Consider the following 18293-nt stretch of genomic DNA (forward strand, 5'->3'; position numbering starts at 1 on the left):
GATCAGGCTTAGTTGTAAGTGCCGAGCCTGTGATGAAGTGCGTTGATCTTCGCCAGTTCCTCGCGATCTTCGGTTGCCTTGGCATGGCTTTCGAGCGCCCTGCGCAGCAGCTTCATGTCCGCTGTCGAGAGCAAAGCCCGGGCCCGTGAAGGTTCGCGGGGTTTGGTTTCATCGTCACTCATTGTCATTTCCTCTCCGAATCACGCAGCTGCAAACTGGTTCATCGTGTTGTCTTTGCCGCCAGCCTTCAAGGCTGCTTCACCGGCAAAGTATTCCTTATGGTCGTCACCGATGTCGGAGCCGGCCATGTTCTGGTGCTTCACGCAGGCGATACCCTGGCGGATTTCCTGGCGCTGCACGTTCTTGACGTATCCGAGCATCGCCTGTTCCCCGAAATATTCGCGGGCAAGGTTGTCGGTGCTCAGTGCCGCCGTGTGATAGGTCGGCAGAGTGATCAGGTGGTGGAAGATACCTGCACGCTTCGCGGCGTCTGCCTGGAAGGTACGGATCTTCTCGTCTGCTTCGGCGGCCAGCTCGGTGTTGTCGTAGTCGACGCTCATCAGCTTGGCGCGGTCGAAACCGGACACGTCCTTGCCGGCTTCTGCCCAGGCATCATAAACCTGCTGGCGGAAGTTCAGCGTCCAGTTGAAGCTTGGCGAGTTGTTGTAGACCAGCTTGGCATTGGGGATCACTTCGCGGACACGATCGACCATGCCTGCGATCTGTTCGACATGCGGCTTTTCGGTTTCGATCCACAGCAGGTCTGCACCATTCTGGAGCGCGGTGATGCAATCCAGGACGCAGCGGTCTTCACCGGTTCCGGCGCGGAACTGGTAGAGGTTGCTCGGCAGGCGCTTGGGAGCAAGCAGCTTGCCATCGCGGCTGATGAAAACCTGGCCGTTGGTGATGTTGGCCGGATCGACCTCGTCGCAATCGAGGAAGGCATTGTACTGGTCACCCAGGTCGCCCGGCTCGGTCGAGTATGCGATCTGCTTCGTCAGGCCAGCGCCGAGGCTGTCGGTGCGAGCGACGATGATGCCGTCTTCCACGCCCATTTCGAGGAATGCGTAGCGGATTGCGCGGATCTTCTGCAGGAAGTCCTCATGCGGAACGGTAACCTTGCCGTCCTGGTGACCGCACTGCTTTTCGTCCGAAACCTGGTTCTCGATCTGCAGTGCACAGGCACCGGCTTCGATCATCTTCTTGGCGAGCAGGTAAGTAGCTTCGGCATTGCCGAAACCTGCGTCGATGTCGGCAATGATCGGAACGACGTGCGTTTCGTAATTGTCGACAGCCTGTTCGATGCGCTTTGCTTCGACTTCGTCGCCGCGTTCACGGGCAGCGTCGAGATCGCGGAACATGCCGCCGAGTTCGCGAGCGTCGGCCTGCTTGAGGAAGGTGTAGAGTTCTTCGATCAGGGCAGGGACCGAGGTCTTTTCGTGCATCGACTGGTCGGGAAGCGGACCGAATTCGCTGCGCAGCGCTGCGACCATCCAGCCCGAAAGGTAAAGGTAGCGGCGCTTAGTGCTGCCGAAATGTTTCTTGATGCTGATCAGCTTCTGCTGGGCGATGAAACCATGCCAAGTACCGAGCGACTGCGTGTAGTTGGCCGGATCATTGTCATAGGCTTCCATGTCCTGGCGCATGATCTTCGCGGTGTATTTTGCGATGTCGAGTCCGGTCGGGAAGCGGTTCTGCACGGCCATACGCGCAGCGCTCTCGGCGTCGATGGCATTCCAGGAAGCGCCATTGCTCGCGATGGTCTTGCGGAATTGCTCGATGCTGTTCTGGTAGGTCAATTTCATTCTCCTGCGGGGCGGGGAGGTTCCCCTGTGAGGAGAAATTGGCAAAGCCCGCCCGATTCGGACATGAAAAGTTACAAAATATCTTGTCTTGGAGCGCGCGTTCTGCGAATTTGGTCTGTAAAGATGTAAACAAATTTACAAAGGTGATCCGTGGTCGAAAACCCGATTTTTGCAGGTCCTGCACTCAGGCGTTTGCGCAAGCGCGAAGGTATCACGCAAGCCGCCATGGCTGCTTCGCTCGGCATTTCGGCGAGTTACCTCAACCTCATCGAGCGCAATCAACGCCCGTTATCGGCCCGCGTCCTCGTGCAGGTGATCGACCAGTACGACTTCGACCCTCGCGCGTTGAAAGAGGACGAAACGATCGGAGGGGTGGACGGTCTTGCGAGGAGGCTCGCCGATGAACGGTTTTCCGACCTCGGGATCGACCGGGACGAAGTCAGCGAGTTCCTCTCGACTACTCCGCAAGCTGCAGCTGCATTCGCGAGGCTTTACGATCGCGGCCTGCCGGAACAAGGCGGCGTGCCCGATGCGCTGATAGCTTCCCGCCGCGAAATAGAGCGATGGCGGAATCATTTTGCGGATCTGGACGAAGCTGCAGAGGCGATTGCCGACGAGATGCGGCTGAGCCGGGCGGATATCACCTCTGCTATGACGGAGCGCCTGCGCGAAAAGCACCAGCTGTCTGTACGGATCTTGCCGCTCGACGTCATGCCGGGAGCAATCCGCCGCCTGGACCTGCACGCACGGCAGCTGCAGCTCTCCGAAATGCTCGACCGATCGTCCCGCAACTTCCAGATTGCGCTGCAGATCGCCCAGTTGGAACAGCGGGATGCGATCGATAACCTCGTTGCAGGCGCGCAATTGCCGGACCCGTCGGCGCGGCAGCTGTTCGAGCGCCATGTGACGGGTTATTTCGCGGCAGCGCTGCTTATGCCTTACGGCCGGTTCCTGCGCGCATGCGAGCAGACCGGCTATGACCTGACCATCCTGATGCGACGGTTCGGCACCAGTTTCGAGCAGACTGCGCACCGCCTCACGACCCTGCAACGCGTGGGTCAGCGCGGGCTCCCGTTCTTCATGGCTCGCGTGGACCGTGCAGGGCAATTCTCGAAACGTTTTTCAGGAGCGAGCGGAGCGACGATCCTCGAAAGCGAGGCAAGCTGTCCCCTCTGGGTGATACACGAGGCGTTCGAGCGACGCGGCGAGCTATGCGTTCAACCGGTCATGGTCGAGGGTGCAGATTCCGGTCCGGCGCACTGGCTTACGATGGCTCGTACTGTCGAGGCTGCCGGAGCGACCGGAGAGGCGCGGTTCGTCATCGTGCTAGGGGTCGAGGCACGCTTGTGTGGCGATTGTGTCGCTGCCAAGGGCGTCAACCTCGATCCATCCGCTGCCACTCGAATTGGCATGGGATGCGCTCGCTGCCATATCGTCGGTTGTCGCCAGCGTTCGCTTCCGCCCCGGGGAGTTCCGCTTCAGATCGAGCGGTTGATGCGAGGACTGACACCGTTCGAGTTCAGGCCCCTGGAAGAGCGGAACTAAACCACCTTCGGGAACAGTGGCGAAAATGTGGCGTTTACTTCTCTATCCGAGGAGAAATATTCCATGACCGAAGAACGTATTACCACCGTCGAAGAGCCCGATGGTTCGACCCACACCACCCACACCGTAACCACGGATGACGGCAAGAGCGGGGGCGGCGGTATGGCCATTCTCATTATAGTGCTCGTTATTGCGCTGGCCGCAGGTGCTTGGTTCTTTTCGCAAACGAGCGGCGCGGAAATTGCAAAGGACAACGCCGTTGCTGACGCCGCAAACCAGGTAGGCGATGCCGCACAGCAAGTGGGCGATTCCGTCGAGAGCGTCGCTAACGAAGTGACGGACGGAGAATAACACCGCCTTAAGTTTCGGAACCCGCCAATTGCGCGGGTTTCGGGAGCAGGTGTAAAGTTTACCGACATTTCATTTCTGCCCTTTAATCGGGTTCGCTGAAACGAAGTTTTTTGGCGAGCCTTGGGCGAATGATCCGTCTGTTCAAACACTATATTCCGCATGCCGTGATCCTGCTCGGCCTACTCGATCTCGGCTTGCTCCTGCTTGCCGGAGAGTTGGCCTGGCAGGTTCGCGCAGACCAGATCGGGATGGATGCGGGACCATTCACCGAACGCTGGCTGTCCCTTACCGGATCGGCGCTGGTCATCTGGCTCGCGATGATCTCGGTCGGGGTTTACGGCCCGAACGCGCTGCGTTCCTTGCGCTATGCCGGCGCGCGGCTGCTGGTTGCTATCAGCCTTTCCATCCTTGTGCTCGCGCTCGTTGAGTTCGTCCTGGAAAGCCAGACCTTCTGGCGCTCGACGCTGTTCTACACGATGTGCCTGACGGTGGTCTTCATGGTTGCTGACCGTCTGTTCCTGACCAGCTTTTTGGGATCATCGGCCTTCAAGCGGCGTGTACTGGTGCTCGGATCTGGCGACAGGGCACAGCGACTTCGCAAGCTTGGCGAAAAGCCCGAGAGCGGCTTCGCAATCGTCGCATTCCTTGCAATGAGCGATGGCGAACGCGTGGTCGAAGAAGCGATTCCACGCGACGCGATCCACGATCTCGGCCGGTTTGTCGAAAACCTCGGCGTCAGCGAAGTTGTGTTGGCCTTGCAGGAACGGCGCAATGCCTTGCCGCTGAAAGACCTGTTGCGCATGAAAACCAAGGGCGTTCACGTCAACGAGTTTTCAAGCTTCATGGAGCGAGAAACCGGCCGCGTCGACCTAGACACGGTGAATCCGAGCTGGCTCATTTTCTCGGATGGTTTTTCGTCGGGACGAATGTTCTCGAGCGCTGCAAAGCGAGCGTTCGATATCGTTGCCAGCTTGCTGTTGCTGGTGCTGACCCTGCCGATCATTGCGATCTTTGCGCTGGCGGTGAAGATGGACAGCAAGGGCCCCGCATTCTTCAGGCAGGAGCGCGTCGGCCTCTATGGTCAGACATTCAAGCTGGTGAAATTGCGTTCCATGCGCACCGATGCCGAAAAGGACGGTGCCAAATGGGCAGAAGAGAACGATCCGCGTATCACCCGCATCGGCCGCTTCATTCGCAAGGTTCGTATCGACGAACTACCGCAGACCTGGAGCGTGCTGAAGGGCGAAATGAGCTTCGTCGGGCCTCGACCCGAAGTGCCGCAGTTCGTCAACGACCTGGATGACAAGCTGCCCTATTATGCCGAGCGTCACATGGTGAAGCCGGGCATTACCGGCTGGGCGCAGATCAATTACCCATACGGCGCCTCGATCGAGGATAGCCGCAAGAAACTCGAATTCGATCTCTATTACGCCAAGAACTACACGCCTTTCCTCGACCTTGTCGTGCTTTTGCAAACCGTACGCGTCATCCTGTGGCCGGAGGGTGCCCGTTGATTCCGGCGGGCCAGCCTTTCCTCATGCTTTTCGGCTTCACCGGCTATCTCGCCGGTGCCGTCGCATGCGTGATTGCCGGTTGGTCGATCGCCAAGCGGGGTGATCGCAATCGCGCTGACCGCACTGCCACCATGGCAGCGATCGCGCTGACTGCGATCTGGTGCACTCTTGGTGCTGCTTTCGGATCGAATGCACAATTCAGCCATATCGCCGAAACGGCGCGCAACCTTGCGTGGATATTCCTGCTGTTCCGCCTGTTCGGCAATGACGGCCGTGACGAGAGCGTACGTCAGGTGCGGCCGGTTATCGTTGCGCTGATTTTCGTCGAGTGTTTGCAGCCGATCCTGCTGGTGATCGAAACCCGCTTTGCCATCACTGCAGGCCTGCTTGCGCTGACCAAGCAAATCTCCTCCATCCTGCATATGTTGGTCGCCATCGGCGCCCTGGTCTTGCTGCACAACCTCTATGCAGGTGCGGCCAAGCCCTCGCGGCACCTTCTGCGGTGGAGCGCGCTTGCTCTTGTCGGCTTGTGGGCGTTCGAGCTCAATTTCTATGCGGTAGCCTATTTCACCGGCCAGGACCCGGTCATGCTCGAGGCCGGGCGCGGTATTGCGGCGGGACTCCTTATGATCCCGCTTGCGCTCGGCAGCCATGCGGTAGCCGCCGAAATGCAGTTTCGACCGTCGCGGGCTGTCGCATTCCAGACGCTCTCTCTGCTCGTGATCGGGGCATATCTTGCACTGATGATGCTGATGACGCGGTCGCTTGCAATGCTGGGCGGGGACCTCGCGAGGTTCACCCAGGTTGGCTTCATCGTCCTCGCCACGATTGCGACGATCCTGTGGTTGCCGTCGCCGCGACTTCGAGGATGGCTGAAGGTTACCGCAACTAAGCATCTCTTCCAGCATCGCTACGACTATCGTCAGGAATGGCTACGCTTCAACGCGACGATCGGCCGACCCGGCTCTGCCGAGGAAAGTTTCGACGAACGCGCCATTCGCGCTGTGGCCGACATCACCGACAGTCCGGCGGGCATCCTTCTGGCGCCGAATGAGGAAGCCGAGCTTGAACTCGTCGCACACTGGAAATGGCCGGCGATCGAAGTTCCGGCCGTGGCGGCAACCGCCGCACTTTCAGCCATGCTGGAGGAGCAGGAATTCATCCTCGACCTGGACGAGGTGAGAGGCAATCCGACATCGAAGGCCTTTGCCGATGTGCCCGACTGGCTGGTGCAGGAAACCCGCGTCTGGGCCGTCGTGCCGCTGCTCCACTTCGAGCGTCTCGTGGGTGCCGTCGTCCTGGCGCGCCCTGCTGCTGCTCGGCGCCTCGACTGGGAGGATTTCGACCTGTTGCGCGTCGTTGGCCGCCAGCTTGCCAGCTATCTGGCAGAACGCGCCGGCCAGCAGGCGCTGATGGAAGCGAGCCGGTTCGACGAGTTCAATCGCCGCATTGCCTTCGTCATGCACGACATCAAGAACCTCGCCAGCCAGGTGAACCTGCTTGCCCGCAACGCCGAAAAGCATGCCGACAATCCGGAATTCCGCGCCGATATGCTCGTTACCTTGCGCAGCAGTGCGGAGAAGCTGAATTCGCTGCTCGCACGCCTTGGGCGGTATGGTTCGGGTCATGGTGAAAACAGGGTCAGGATCGCGCTGCACGAGCTTGCTTCATCGCTCGTCGGGCGTTTCGCCAAGACGCGCAATGTCGCCCTCGTAACCTCGACACCGGCGTTCGTACTGGGCAACCGCGATGCGCTGGAACAGGCGCTCACGCATCTGGTGCAGAACGCGATCGATGCGAGCGAGGATGGTGCAGCGGTGCATCTCAACGTCGGTGTCGACGATGGAAACGCCTTCGTCGAGGTCATCGATTCAGGGCAGGGGATGTCGCCGCAATTCATTCGCAACGGACTGTTCAAGCCGTTCGTCTCTTCGAAAGATGGTGGTTTCGGCATCGGCGCGTTCGAGGCGCGCGAACTGATCGGGGCGATGGGCGGGAGACTGCAAGTCGAATCCCGCGAAGGAATTGGCACGAAATTCATTGTCCGGCTCCCGCTTGCCGAAGCGGGAGAGGACGACGGGCGCAAGGAAGCGTCGATAGGGAAGGTGGCATGATGGCCGAGAAGAAACCGGTTCTGCTGGTCGTTGAAGACGACAAGGGGCTGCAGGCGCAGCTCAAATGGGCTTACGACGATTTCGAAGTCGTCCCTGCTCTCGACCGTGAAGGCGCGATCGCAGCACTGCGGACGCATGAACCCGCGGTGGTGACACTGGACCTCGGCCTGCCGCCCGACCCCGATGGTACGAGCGAGGGTTTTGCGGTGCTCGAAGCCATCATGGAGCTGAAGCCCGATACGAAGGTTATCGTCGCGTCCGGTCATGGCGCGCGCGAAAGCGCACTGCGGGCTATCGAATGTGGCGCCTACGACTTCTACCAGAAGCCGGTCGATATCGAGGCGCTGGGCCTCATCGTCAGGCGTGCCTTTGCCCTGCACGAGATCGAGGAGGACAATCGCCGTCTTTCCGAACGGGTTAGCGAAGAAAAGACCGTGCTCGGCAATCTGATCACCGGCGCGCCCGAAATGGCAAAGGTGGCCCGCACGATCGAGCGTGTCGCCAACACCAACGTGTCTGTCATGCTGCTGGGCGCCAGTGGGACCGGCAAGGAATTGCTGGCTCGCGGCGTGCACGATTCCAGCGAACGCCGGAACGGCCCATTCATCGCGATCAACTGCGCAGCGATCCCCGAAAACCTCCTCGAAAGCGAGCTTTTCGGTCACGAGAAAGGTGCGTTTACCGGCGCCGTGAAAACGACCGAAGGCAAGATCGAAAGTGCGCACGGCGGCACTCTGTTTCTCGACGAGGTCGGCGATATCCCGCTTCCCCTGCAGGTGAAGCTTCTCCGCTTCCTGCAGGAGCGCAAGATCGAGCGCATCGGCGGCCGCAAGGAAATCAGCGTCGACACGCGCGTAGTCTGTGCAACCCATCAGGACCTGGAATCGATGATCGGCGCAGGCTTGTTCCGAGAGGACCTGTTCTACAGGCTAGCCGAAATCGTCGTTCGCATTCCGACCCTGGCAGAACGACCCGGCGACGCCGTGCTTTTGGCGAAGGCTTTCCTCAAGCGATACGCCGGCGAGTTCAATCCGCAGGTCAAGAGCCTTGGCCCCGATGCACTCGCTGCCATCGACAGCTGGTCGTGGCCGGGTAACGTTCGCGAGCTAGAGAACCGGATCAAGCGCGCAGTCATCATGTGCGACGGGAAAATGATCGGTGCGGGCGATCTCGATCTGCAGGAAAATGCCGAAGATCGAGATGACGTGCTGAACCTGAAGGCTGCACGCGAGCAGGCCGACCGACGTGTCATCAGGCATGCACTGGCGCGCAGTGAGGGGAATATTTCCAGCACGGCCAAGATGCTCGGGATCAGTCGTCCGACATTGTACGACCTGCTCAAGCAATATGACCTGTCTGCCTGAAAACCGTGAGACATCGGGGCAGGTCATGTTCCGAAATATCAGGATACTTGCAATGGCCGCGCTGGCCGGCCTTGCCGCATGCTCAGGCGATACGGCGGTAACCACGCCGATTGAAAGAGCGCAGAAAGCTCTGGCTGAAGGCGACGGCTATGCCGCCGAACTGATCCTCGAATCCGTTCGGCAGGACGCCGCCTATCCAAGGCAACGCCTTGCCGCATATATGGGTGAAGCCGAGTTGCTTCAGGGACATCTCGCCGCAGCAAGGGAATGGCTCGGTCCAGCCGAATTCGATGATGCCAGCCGCGCGCACGGCTATCACATGCTCGGGCGCCTCGAATTCCTGAGCGGCAACCTGCCTGGATCCGGCCTGGCATACGACAAGGCATTCGGACTTGGTGGCGCACATGCGGACCTGTGGGTCGATGTCGGTCGGCTTCGCTATGTTGGCGGTGAACAATACGCAGCGATCGAGGCGGCTGAAGAAGCCCTGGCATCGGAACCCGGCAATTCACGCGCCCTCCTGTTCAAGGCGCAGCTTGTAAGGGATGCGCAGGGTAATGACGCCGCCTTGCCATGGTTCGAAGCAGCCTCGAGTGCAGACCCCGACAGTGAAGAGGTCGCGCTCGAATATGCGGCTGGCCTAGGTGATAGTTTCCGGACCAAGCGCATGCTCGAAGTGCTTCGTTCGAATGAAGTGAAGGGTGCTAGCGAAGGAAAGGGGCTGTTCCTGCAGGCGGTTCTGGCCGCACGAGCTGGCCAGGCGCAGCTTGCCCGGAACCTGCTCGAACGTGTCGAAGGCCCGTCCAAGGAGCATGCTTCGGCAAGATTGCTCGGCGCGCTGATCGACCTCGATCTCGAAAGCTACGAAAGTGCGACCGCTACGCTCGAAGGGCTTTGGGAAGAGCAGCCTCACAACAGGCTGGTGGCGGAACTGTTTGCCCGGTCGCTCTCGCTTTCCGGTAATGATCGCGAATTGGTGGAGCGCTTCGACGAACGGGCAAAGCGCCCAAGCGCATCACCATATCTCCGATTGCTCGTCGGTCGATCTTATGAGGCACTGGGCGAGCGGAAGCAGGCCGCCTGGTTCCTCGATAACGCAGCAAAGCCAAGGGAAACCGCCATTGTCGTGGTCCAGCCATCTGGAGGGGGCGACAGCGGCTGGCCTGAGCAAATCAGGTCACATCTGGTACGCGGTAACAGGGCGGCAGCCTTGCGTCTTGCCGATGGGATGGCGGAGAAGTTTTCGGGCTCGGCCGATACGCTGGCAATGGCAGGCGACGTCCATGCAGCTTCTGACGATTTGCAGGGTGCGATCGAATATTACGAGAAAGCTGCCGTGGTCAGGCGTCCATGGGCGATGGCGAAGAAAATGGTCGCGATCTACCAAGCGACAGGCCGGGAACGCGATGCCGAGATCATTCTGGCGTCACATGTCCGCAGCGACCCCATGAACGCCGAAGCACTCTACCTTTTGGCTAAAACCCTGGCGGACAGGGGTGAAGCTCAACGAGCGGGCGCGCTTCTTGATGGAGCCATGAGGTCCGGTGCCATGACAGACACCTCGGTAATCGGGCTAAGGGCGCGTATCGCGAGGGACAAAGGTGACGATGCCTTGGCGAATACGCTCGATCAGATGGCGCTTCGAATGCGTCCGATGGCGTTCGCTGGCAGGCGCTAAACGCTCTCAAGCCGCTCGACATTGCTGTATCGATCGGTCAGTTGGCGAGCATGACCTCGCGAATAAAAGCCCTGGCCGATCCGATGTTGGCGGTATTGATCATCGGCATTGCCTGTGCGCTGCTCTTTCCGGCCGAAGGCCAGGCTCAAGAGCGCATCAAGCTGGTATCTAACATCGGCATCTTCGTTCTGTTCCTGCTGAACGGCATTCGCGTATCCCATGGCGAAATGGCTCAGGCGGTCACCAACTGGCGGTATTTTTTCCCGCTTTTCGTATGGATCTTCGGCGTGATGGCATTGGTCGGCTGGGCGATGTCGCTGGCCGTCGGAAACTTTGCTCCGCCCCTCATTGCATTGGGGTTCCTGTATCTCGGAATCCTGCCGTCCACGATCCAGTCGGCAACCTCCTACACCACGCTGGCTGAAGGGAACATCGCCCTGGCGGTGGTCGGCGCGGCGGTCATCAATATCGCGGGCGTGTTCGTGAGCGCTCCGCTTTTCGCGATCATGGGTGGCGGGGCGGTTGCCGACCTTGGTAGCGATGCGATCATTCGCATCGGGACCATCCTGGTCCTGCCATTCGTGATTGGCCAAGTACTGCAGCACTGGACGCGCGGCTGGGTGATCGAACGAAAGCAGCGCATCGTCTGGCTGGATCGCTTCGTGATCGGCCTGGCCGTCTATGTCGCATTTTCAGGCGCAGTTGCGCAGGGCCTTACCGAGCTTCTGGACGTCGCTGGTTGGATCGTGCTGGCAGCCGGTGTCGTCGCCTTCCTTGCGCTGGCATCTTTCGGCTCGTGGGTCGCAGGCGGAGTGCTTGGTTACGATCGGCGTGATCGCATCGCCTTCTTCTTCGCAGCATCACAGAAGAGCGTTGCAATGGGGGCGCCACTCGCGGCGATCCTGTTCGCACCGAAAGTCGGCGGGTTCCTGATCGCTCCGCTACTGCTCTATCACCTGCTCCAACTGGTGATTGCAGCGCCCATCGCGGCCTATTTTACGCGGTCGGATCCAGCTCTGCCCCGTGCTTCCGGTTGAACCGGACCGACCAATAGAGGCTCAGGCCGATCAGGACCGCTCCGATGAGACCGGTAATAGTCTCGGGGATGTGGACCTTGGCCGAGAAGAGCATGATCAGGCCAAGAGCGATGATCGCCCAGAAAGCGCCGTGTTCCAGGAATCGGTACTGGGCCAAGGTTCCCTTGCGCACGAGATGGATGGTCATCGAACGCACGAACATCGCACCTATCGAAAGGCCGAGTGCAATTACGACCATGTTGTTCGAAAGCGCGAAGGCACCGATCACACCATCGAAGCTGAAGCTTGCATCGAGAACGTTGAGGTAGAGGAAGCCGCCAAGACCGCTGCGGACGACGGCGCCCTGCAACTTGGCTGCCTCTTCCTTCAGTTCGAGGATGGTATTGATGCCCTCGACGGCGATGAAGGTGACGAGACCCAAGATCCCGGAGATCAGGAAGGTCAGTGCCTCTGCATCGGGCAGGAGCGTGGAAATACCCCAGATCGTCAGCAGCAGAAGTGCGATTTCGGCAGCTGGGAGAGCGCCGAAACGTGACAGCCATTCCTCGAGCGAGCGGATCCAGTGGACGTCCTTGTCCATGTCGAAAAAGAACTTGAGGCCGACCATCGACAGGAACGCGCCGCCGAAACCAGCAATCCCGACGTGTGCCGAACTGACGATCCGCTCGTATTCCTGGGGGTTGTTCAGCGACAGGTTCACGGTTTCGAGGGGGCCAAGCCCGGCCGCTATCGCGACGATGGCGAGCGGGAAAACGACCCGCATCCCAAAGACAGCGAAGGCGATGCCCCATGTCAGGAAGCGCTTCTGCCAGACCTCGTCCATCTCCTTGAGGACGGAGGCATTGACGACGGCGTTGTCGAAGCTGAGCGATATTTCGAGCACGGAAAGGATCGCGACGATCCATAGGATTTGTGCAGTTCCAGCAATCGTGCCGGTCGCATACCACCCATACCAGCCTGCAAGGGCAAGGCAGACTACGGTGAAGACAAGGGAGAAGCCGTAAAAGCGAAGGAAGCTGTTCATCGCGCCGTTCAATCCTTGGGCTGGTAAGTTTGTTCCTCGCCGGGAAAAACGCGTTCGCGAACTTCCTCTGCGTAGGTCGCAACGGTCTTGTCGATGATCGAGGCGATGTCCTCGTAGCGCTTCACGAACCGTGGCACCCGCTCGAACATCCCGAGCATGTCTTCGGTGACGAGCACCTGCCCATCGCATTGGGCCGATGCACCGATCCCGATCGTCGGGCAGCTGACAGCCTGCGTCGCTTCGATTGCGATCGGTTCGACCACGCCCTCGATGACGATGGCGAAGGCACCGGCATCATCCAGCGCCTTGGCATCACTCACGATCTTTCCGGCTTCTGCATCGCTGCGGCCGCGGGCTGCATATCCGCCAAGCACATTGACCGCCTGCGGTGTGAGGCCGACGTGACCCATCACCGGAATGCCGCGCTGGTTCAGGAAAGCGACCGTTTCGGCCATCGCCTCGCCGCCCTCCAGCTTGACCGCGGCGGCGCCTGATTGCTTGAGCAGGTAGCTCGCGCTTTCGAACGCCTTTTCCTTCGACGCTTCGTAAGAGCCGAACGGCATGTCCACCACGACCACCGAGTGGTACGAACCGCGCACGACCGCGGCGGCGTGGTTTGCCATCATGTCGAGTGTGACGGGAACAGTCGAGGCAAGGCCATAGATGACCTGTCCGAGGGAGTCGCCGACCAGCAGCAGGTCACAATGCGCATCGAGCAATTGCGCCTGCCGCGCAGTATATGCAGTCAGCATGACCAGCGGTTGTTCCGTATGGCCGTCCTTCTTGCGCGCCCTGATGCGGGGAACGGTCAATCGGCGCATGGGCTGCGGCGTCGGGTTGGCGCGGCTGGTCGAGGTGTCGAGCTGGAAGGTCGTAGACATAGCGGCCTTCTAGACGAGCGGGGGATTTGCGCAAATGCTCGCTCGACTGACTTGCGCAAAACGTGCAAACAGTTCGCATTATCGCGCCCCGGAGAGGGCTGGGAAGGATTTGTAACATGGCAGGAAAAGCTGCAGAGGGCGGGGGTTGGTCCTCGCGCACGGCTTTCGTTTTGGCGGCGATCGGTGCCGCTGTTGGTCTCGGAAATATCTGGCGTTTTCCAACTCTCGCTGGAGAAAACGGCGGCGGCGCATTCGTCCTCGTCTATATCGGGTTCGTCTTGCTCCTTGGCGCCCCGTTGGTCTTGTCGGAAATCCTGCTGGGCAGGGCGGGCGGCGAGGATGCGATCGGATCGGTCCGCAACGTCGCCCGTAAATCCGGTCGTAGCGAAAGCTGGAAAGGCCTGGGCGCTCTCCAGATCATCGCCGGCTTCCTGATCCTGTCGTTCTATTCGGTCGTCGCAGGCTGGGTGATCAACTACGTCTTCCTCTCGGGCGCCGACTGGTTCAGCGCGATCGCTTCGGGAGACCCGTTTGCAGGCGCCTTTAACGGAGAGACGCAGGACGAGATCACCGGTCGGATGGGCGCATTATTTGCCGACCCGGTGCGGCTGATCGGCCTGCACCTCCTGTTCATGGTTGCGACTGTCTGGATCGTCGCGAGCGGCGTGCATGACGGGATCGAGAAGGCAGCGACATGGCTGATGCCGGCGTTTTTCGTGCTGCTCGTAATCGTGACCATCTATGGCGCATTCACCGGTGATTTCGGCCAGGCGCTGGCATTCATGTTCACGCCCGATTTTGCCAAGCTTTCGCCGCAAGTCCTCAACGAGGCCCTGGGGCAGGCTTTGTTCTCGCTGAGCCTTTCTGCAGGCGGCCTGCTGACCTACGGCGCATATGTCGGGAGGGACGTCAATCTCGCCCCGACAGCCGGTACGATCGCCTTTGCCGATACGCTTGTTGCCATCCTGGCCGGCCTGATGATCTTCCCGATCGTCTTTGCCGTCGGTCTCGATCCGGCAGCGGGTCCTGCCCTGATTTTCCAGACATTGCCGGTCGCATTCAATTCGATGCCCGCAGGCGCGCTGATCGGCATGATTTTCTTCGTGCTGATCTTCTTCGCAGCGCTTACGAGCTCGATCTCGTTGCTCGAGGGGCCGACGGCCTGGGTCATCGATCGTTTCGGCCTTGAACGCCGTACCGCGGCAATGGTCGTTGGCGGCTCGGCCTTCCTGATCGGCGTCGCTTGTGCACTTGGTTACAATGTGTGGTCGGACGTCCGCCCGCTTTCGTTCTGGGGTATCTTTGAGAACGCCGACATCCTCGACAGCATCGATGGTTTCACGGGCAAGATCATGCTGCCGCTGTCAGCATTGCTGGTGGCTGTGTTCGTCGGCTGGCGCGCAGACCGCAACCTGGTGGAGGCCGAAACCGGCCTTTCCGGCGGGATGTTCGCGCTCTGGCGCTTGCTGGTATGCTGGGCCGCGCCGATAGCGGTATTCCTGGTGCTGCTGTTTGGGTTGTTCCCCGGACTTCTCGGCTGAAGGTACAAAAAAGGCCGCCTCTCGGGGCGGCCTTTCTTTTCGAGTCGTCGAAGCTCTTACAGCGTCGTTTCGACGTGCTTGTCCTGGACTTCATCATGCACTGTCTTGCCCAGTGCCATCTTGGCGACGGTCATGAGACCAACATCGCCGCTCCAGATTTCGGCTTCGCCAAGATCCATGCGCAGGAACAGCAGGTCGGGATCGTCCTTGCCCTGATCGTACCAGGCCTTCACGAAGTTGTTCCAGAACTGTTCGAAACGGCCCTGGTCGGTTTCGACGGATAGCGTGCCGCCGAAGCGTGCGAACATCTTGTGATCCTTGCCTTCATAGGTCGCGGTCACGTTGCCGAGCTTGGCAAAGTCGCTGTTCTTCTGGGTGAAGAACCAGATCGAGCTGTTCGCGTCCTTGTCCAGCTGGGCAGTCATCGGGACTGCGGTTTTTGGATCGTCGTCGCGCTGTAGGAAGAGGTACGAAGAATCGTCCAGTGCCTTCCAGAATTTGGTCTTCAGTTCGTCTGCATTTCCGTTGGTATAGTTCATGGGGGTGTCTCCTTTGTTGTTCTTTCAACGGGATGGAGCGCCGCTTGTTCCTGAGTGAGCGCCAAGCTGAGCGGGGCGGGGGATCAATTGCAGCCGGTGATTGCGAATCGATCCATAATGGAACATAAGAAGAACATATGCGTCATTCCGCTATGCCTTCTATTGTTTCACCCCGTGGGATTGGTCCTGCGATTGCCTTTGGCAGTCGGCAGGCTGCGCGCTGGCGCCCGGGATTGGCGGGGGCTTCGCATAGCGAGGTGTTCGCGAGCGGTGACGAGGGATGCGGCGCGGCGCTGGCGCTGGCTCTTGCCCGCGATACCCTTGCCGCGGCTGCTACCAATCCCCTGAGCGAAACCGATGATCGCCGCATGGTGTTGTGGGTGCAGGATCGCGATGCGATCAAGCGGGGTGGGCGTCCTTACCTGCATGGTTTGCCGGCGGATCTTCGCCATCGCCTGATCCATGTCGAGGTCAAGAGCCCGGCCGATGCCCTGTTCGCGCTGGAAGAAGGTTTGCGGTGCCGGGACCTGGCTTTCGTACTGGGCGAAATCGCCGGAAATCCGCGTGCCCTCGATTTTACTTCCTCTCGCAGGCTCAGTCTTGCCGCGGAAAAGCACGGCGTCCCGCTGTGGTTGGTGCGGCTCGACGCACGGCCCGACCTGTCTTCCGCCAGACTGCGCTGGCAGGCGCGGTCCGCGGTTTCCCCGCCTGCGCGATGGAATGCGCATGCGCCGGGTATAGCTTCATGGCGGGCCGAACTGTTTCGCGCTCGCACCCATCCTCCAGGTACATGGACCTTGCGCGATGACGGCGGAAACCTCGTCGCTGCCGGATCACCTGCCTCCGAAACGTCCGGATCGCCGCATCATGGCGATCTGGTTCGCGCAGCTGGCGGTCGATCGCTGGCGGCTGTCTGACGCGCAGGGGGAAAAGGGCGGCACCGATGCCGAACCCTATGCCCTGATTACCGAAACTGCGCATGGCCCGCGGGTCGATGCTGCCAACCGCGCCGGTGCGGAAGCTGGCGCACGCCCGGGAATGATGCTCGCCGATGCGCGGACGCTTTGCCCCGAAATCAAGGTTGCCCCGTCCGATCCTGCTGGCGATCTCGCCTTCCTGGAAAAGCTGGCCCTGTGGTCGCGCCGGTGGGGCCCATGGAGCGCACTCGATCCACCCGACGGACTGATCGTCGACGTGACTGCAGTCGCGCATCTTTTCGGCGGGGAACGCCGGTTGCTGGCCGATGCCCGCAAGGCCTTTGCCGAACGCGATCTCGATGTGCGGCTCGCCATAGCGCCTACTGCCGGTGCGGCATGGGCTCTCGCCCATTACGGGCGGCGGACTGCGGATGGCGGCAGCATCTTGCCCGGTGGGCAGGACATGGCGGCGCAGCTTTCGGACCTTCCTGTCGCTGCGCTGAGGCTGGATGGCGATGTGCTGACGGTGTTGCGGCGCCTCGGGCTGAAGAAGCTCGGTGACCTGGCGGGGGTCGGGCGCGATGCCTTGCAGCGGCGGTTCCGCAATCGCAAGTCGCCGACTGCCAATCCGCTGCTGAGGCTTGACCAGATCCTTGGCCGCCTGCCCGAACCGCTGTTGCCGGTCGTTCCGCAGCAGGTGCCGCTGGTCCAGCGGCGGCTGATGGAGCCTATTCGCCACCGCGACCTGCTCGACCAGGTATTGCACGATCTGGCGCACGACATGGCGCGCGAACTCGAAGGTATGGGCAAGGGCGCGCGAAGGCTCGAACTGGGACTTTGGCGGGTCGATGGCGAGGTGCTCATCCGTGCGCTCGAGCTTTCTGCCGCAACACGCGATCCTGCCCATATAAAGCGCCTGTTTGCCGTCAAGCTGGACGATATAGACGCCGGGTTCGGCATCGAGACCGTGCGCCTGCGGGCAAGCTGGGCCGAACCGCTGGCGTTGGAACAGGGTGAGATCGAGGCATCGGCCGAAAACCATGGCACTTCGCTCAATGCCTTTATCGACCGGCTGACTGTCAGGCTCGGGCAGAATGCGGTTTGCCGACCCGTTCCCCATGCCAGCCACTTGCCCGAAAGATCTCAACGATGGCAGCCGCCGCTCGAACCGGAGCCTGCCAGTCAAGGTGAATTGGCCTTTAACTTTCGGCCGCTCAAATTGCTCGATCGGGCAGAGCCGATTGCGGTGCTTTACGCCACGCCCGATGGTTATCCGCGTTCTTTCCAGTGGCGGGGGGCTGTCCACGAAGTGGTGCGGGTCGAAGGCCCGGAACGGCTCGCGCCCGAGTGGTGGCGGGAAAAATCCTCTGCCAGATTAAGGGATTACTATCGCATCGAGGATCGCGAAGGGCGGCGTTACTGGCTCTATCGCAATGGAATTATCGGCGATGGCCGGGGCGGTATGCCTGCCTGGTTCATGCACGGTTTCTTTGGTTAACAGGTCTTACATTAAGCTAATCGAAGGCATTTGGATCAAGCACTCTTTCAAGTTTTGATGCCAAATGAACATTATGAACGGCGCAGAAGTCATACGCGATTCCGACAGGCGAAACCTTGGCATACTGGTCGAAGGGCGGATGCGTTCGCGCAGCGTCTGCTTCGACCTGATCGACGTGTCGCAGGGCGGGTGCAAGATCCGCGGCAAACTGGGCTTCGCCACTGAAGGCGAAACGATCAGCCTCAAGATCAACGGGGTCCGCGCCCCGCTTGGCAAGATCGTATGGGTAGAAGACAACTTTGCTGGTGTGGCGTTCGAGGGGCGCATGCACGAGGCTGTGCTGGATCACCTCCAGAAAGAACTTCTCGCTCGCAACAGCTGACGAGTTCCCGGCCCTCCGGGACAGTTCCGACTTATACCTCTTACAGAATCCGCCATGCACAGCCGCCTGTGCATCATTTGATATTGGCGGGATGTCTGTAAGA

At 60.3% G+C, this 18293-nt stretch carries 16 protein-coding genes; 11 read left to right on the forward strand and 5 right to left on the reverse strand.

What is annotated here, in order from left to right:
* Nucleotides 1-8: 8 nt before the first annotated feature.
* Both AMC99_RS14100 and AMC99_RS04855 read right to left on the reverse strand, forming a co-directional pair.
* Nucleotides 9-182 (reverse strand): hypothetical protein, encoded by a 174-nt coding sequence (locus AMC99_RS14100; RefSeq protein ID WP_198143572.1) that lies wholly within the window; start codon nt 180-182, stop codon nt 9-11.
* 18 nt (nt 183-200) lie between these two features.
* On the reverse strand, nt 201-1799 hold the full coding sequence (locus tag AMC99_RS04855) for an isocitrate lyase (protein ID WP_061923542.1): 1599 nt from the start codon (nt 1797-1799) through the stop codon (nt 201-203).
* Nucleotides 1800-1955: 156 nt separating this feature from the next.
* Here AMC99_RS04855 and AMC99_RS04860 point away from each other — a divergent pair, with 156 nt between their 5' ends.
* From AMC99_RS04860 to AMC99_RS04890, 7 genes are all read left to right on the forward strand, one after another.
* Nucleotides 1956-3350, forward strand: a complete 1395-nt coding sequence (locus AMC99_RS04860; protein WP_061923545.1) for a helix-turn-helix domain-containing protein — start codon at nt 1956-1958, stop codon at nt 3348-3350.
* A gap of 63 nt (nt 3351-3413) precedes the next feature.
* Nucleotides 3414-3701, forward strand: a complete 288-nt coding sequence (locus AMC99_RS04865; protein WP_061923548.1) for a hypothetical protein — start codon at nt 3414-3416, stop codon at nt 3699-3701.
* A gap of 128 nt (nt 3702-3829) precedes the next feature.
* Complete coding sequence (locus AMC99_RS04870) at nt 3830-5215, forward strand: TIGR03013 family XrtA/PEP-CTERM system glycosyltransferase (RefSeq protein ID WP_061923551.1); 1386 nt, start codon at nt 3830-3832, stop codon at nt 5213-5215.
* Entirely contained in the window at nt 5212-7329 is a 2118-nt protein-coding gene (gene prsK, locus AMC99_RS04875; RefSeq protein ID WP_232301511.1) for an XrtA/PEP-CTERM system histidine kinase PrsK, read from the forward strand. Before AMC99_RS04870 ends, prsK begins: the two co-directional genes overlap by 4 nt.
* Entirely contained in the window at nt 7329-8693 is a 1365-nt protein-coding gene (prsR, locus tag AMC99_RS04880) for a PEP-CTERM-box response regulator transcription factor (RefSeq protein ID WP_061927724.1), read from the forward strand. Before prsK ends, prsR begins: the two co-directional genes overlap by 1 nt.
* A gap of 52 nt (nt 8694-8745) precedes the next feature.
* Nucleotides 8746-10371 carry a tetratricopeptide repeat protein gene (locus AMC99_RS04885; RefSeq protein ID WP_061923553.1) on the forward strand — a complete coding sequence of 542 codons (1626 nt, stop codon included), beginning with the start codon at nt 8746-8748 and terminating at the stop codon, nt 10369-10371.
* A 50-nt stretch (nt 10372-10421) separates the two neighbouring features.
* Entirely contained in the window at nt 10422-11408 is a 987-nt protein-coding gene (locus AMC99_RS04890; RefSeq protein ID WP_061923556.1) for a bile acid:sodium symporter family protein, read from the forward strand.
* Here AMC99_RS04890 and AMC99_RS04895 read toward each other — a convergent pair.
* Entirely contained in the window at nt 11368-12432 is a 1065-nt protein-coding gene (locus AMC99_RS04895; protein ID WP_061927728.1) for a DUF475 domain-containing protein, read from the reverse strand. The genes AMC99_RS04890 and AMC99_RS04895 overlap by 41 nt on opposite strands.
* Nucleotides 12433-12440: 8 nt before the next feature.
* On the reverse strand, nt 12441-13313 hold the full coding sequence (panB, locus tag AMC99_RS04900; RefSeq protein WP_061923559.1) for a 3-methyl-2-oxobutanoate hydroxymethyltransferase: 873 nt from the start codon (nt 13311-13313) through the stop codon (nt 12441-12443).
* A 116-nt stretch (nt 13314-13429) separates the two neighbouring features.
* On the opposite strand from panB, the gene AMC99_RS04905 reads away from it, so the two are divergent.
* Nucleotides 13430-14854, forward strand: coding sequence for a sodium-dependent transporter (locus AMC99_RS04905; RefSeq protein WP_061923562.1), 1425 nt, complete (start codon nt 13430-13432; stop codon nt 14852-14854).
* Between the two features lie 56 nt (nt 14855-14910).
* Here the strand turns inward: AMC99_RS04905 and AMC99_RS04910 are convergent, their stop codons facing one another.
* A complete protein-coding gene (locus tag AMC99_RS04910; RefSeq protein WP_061923564.1) occupies nt 14911-15393 on the reverse strand; it encodes a pyridoxamine 5'-phosphate oxidase family protein in 483 nt (160 codons plus the stop codon).
* A gap of 233 nt (nt 15394-15626) precedes the next feature.
* Between AMC99_RS04910 and AMC99_RS04915 the strand changes: the two genes are divergently transcribed.
* From AMC99_RS04915 to AMC99_RS04925, 3 genes are all read left to right on the forward strand, one after another.
* On the forward strand, nt 15627-16310 hold the full coding sequence (locus AMC99_RS04915; RefSeq protein ID WP_338021457.1) for a hypothetical protein: 684 nt from the start codon (nt 15627-15629) through the stop codon (nt 16308-16310).
* Nucleotides 16261-17808, forward strand: a complete 1548-nt coding sequence (locus tag AMC99_RS04920; protein ID WP_157058255.1) for a Y-family DNA polymerase — start codon at nt 16261-16263, stop codon at nt 17806-17808. Before AMC99_RS04915 ends, AMC99_RS04920 begins: the two co-directional genes overlap by 50 nt.
* Before the next feature lie 64 nt (nt 17809-17872).
* The gene (locus AMC99_RS04925) at nt 17873-18190 is read left to right on the forward strand and encodes a PilZ domain-containing protein (RefSeq protein WP_232301512.1); all 318 of its coding nucleotides are present in this window, start codon (nt 17873-17875) and stop codon (nt 18188-18190) included.
* Nucleotides 18191-18293 lie beyond the last annotated feature (103 nt).

The sequence above is a fragment of the Altererythrobacter epoxidivorans genome, assembly GCF_001281485.1.
Lineage (GTDB): Bacteria > Pseudomonadota > Alphaproteobacteria > Sphingomonadales > Sphingomonadaceae > Erythrobacter > Erythrobacter epoxidivorans.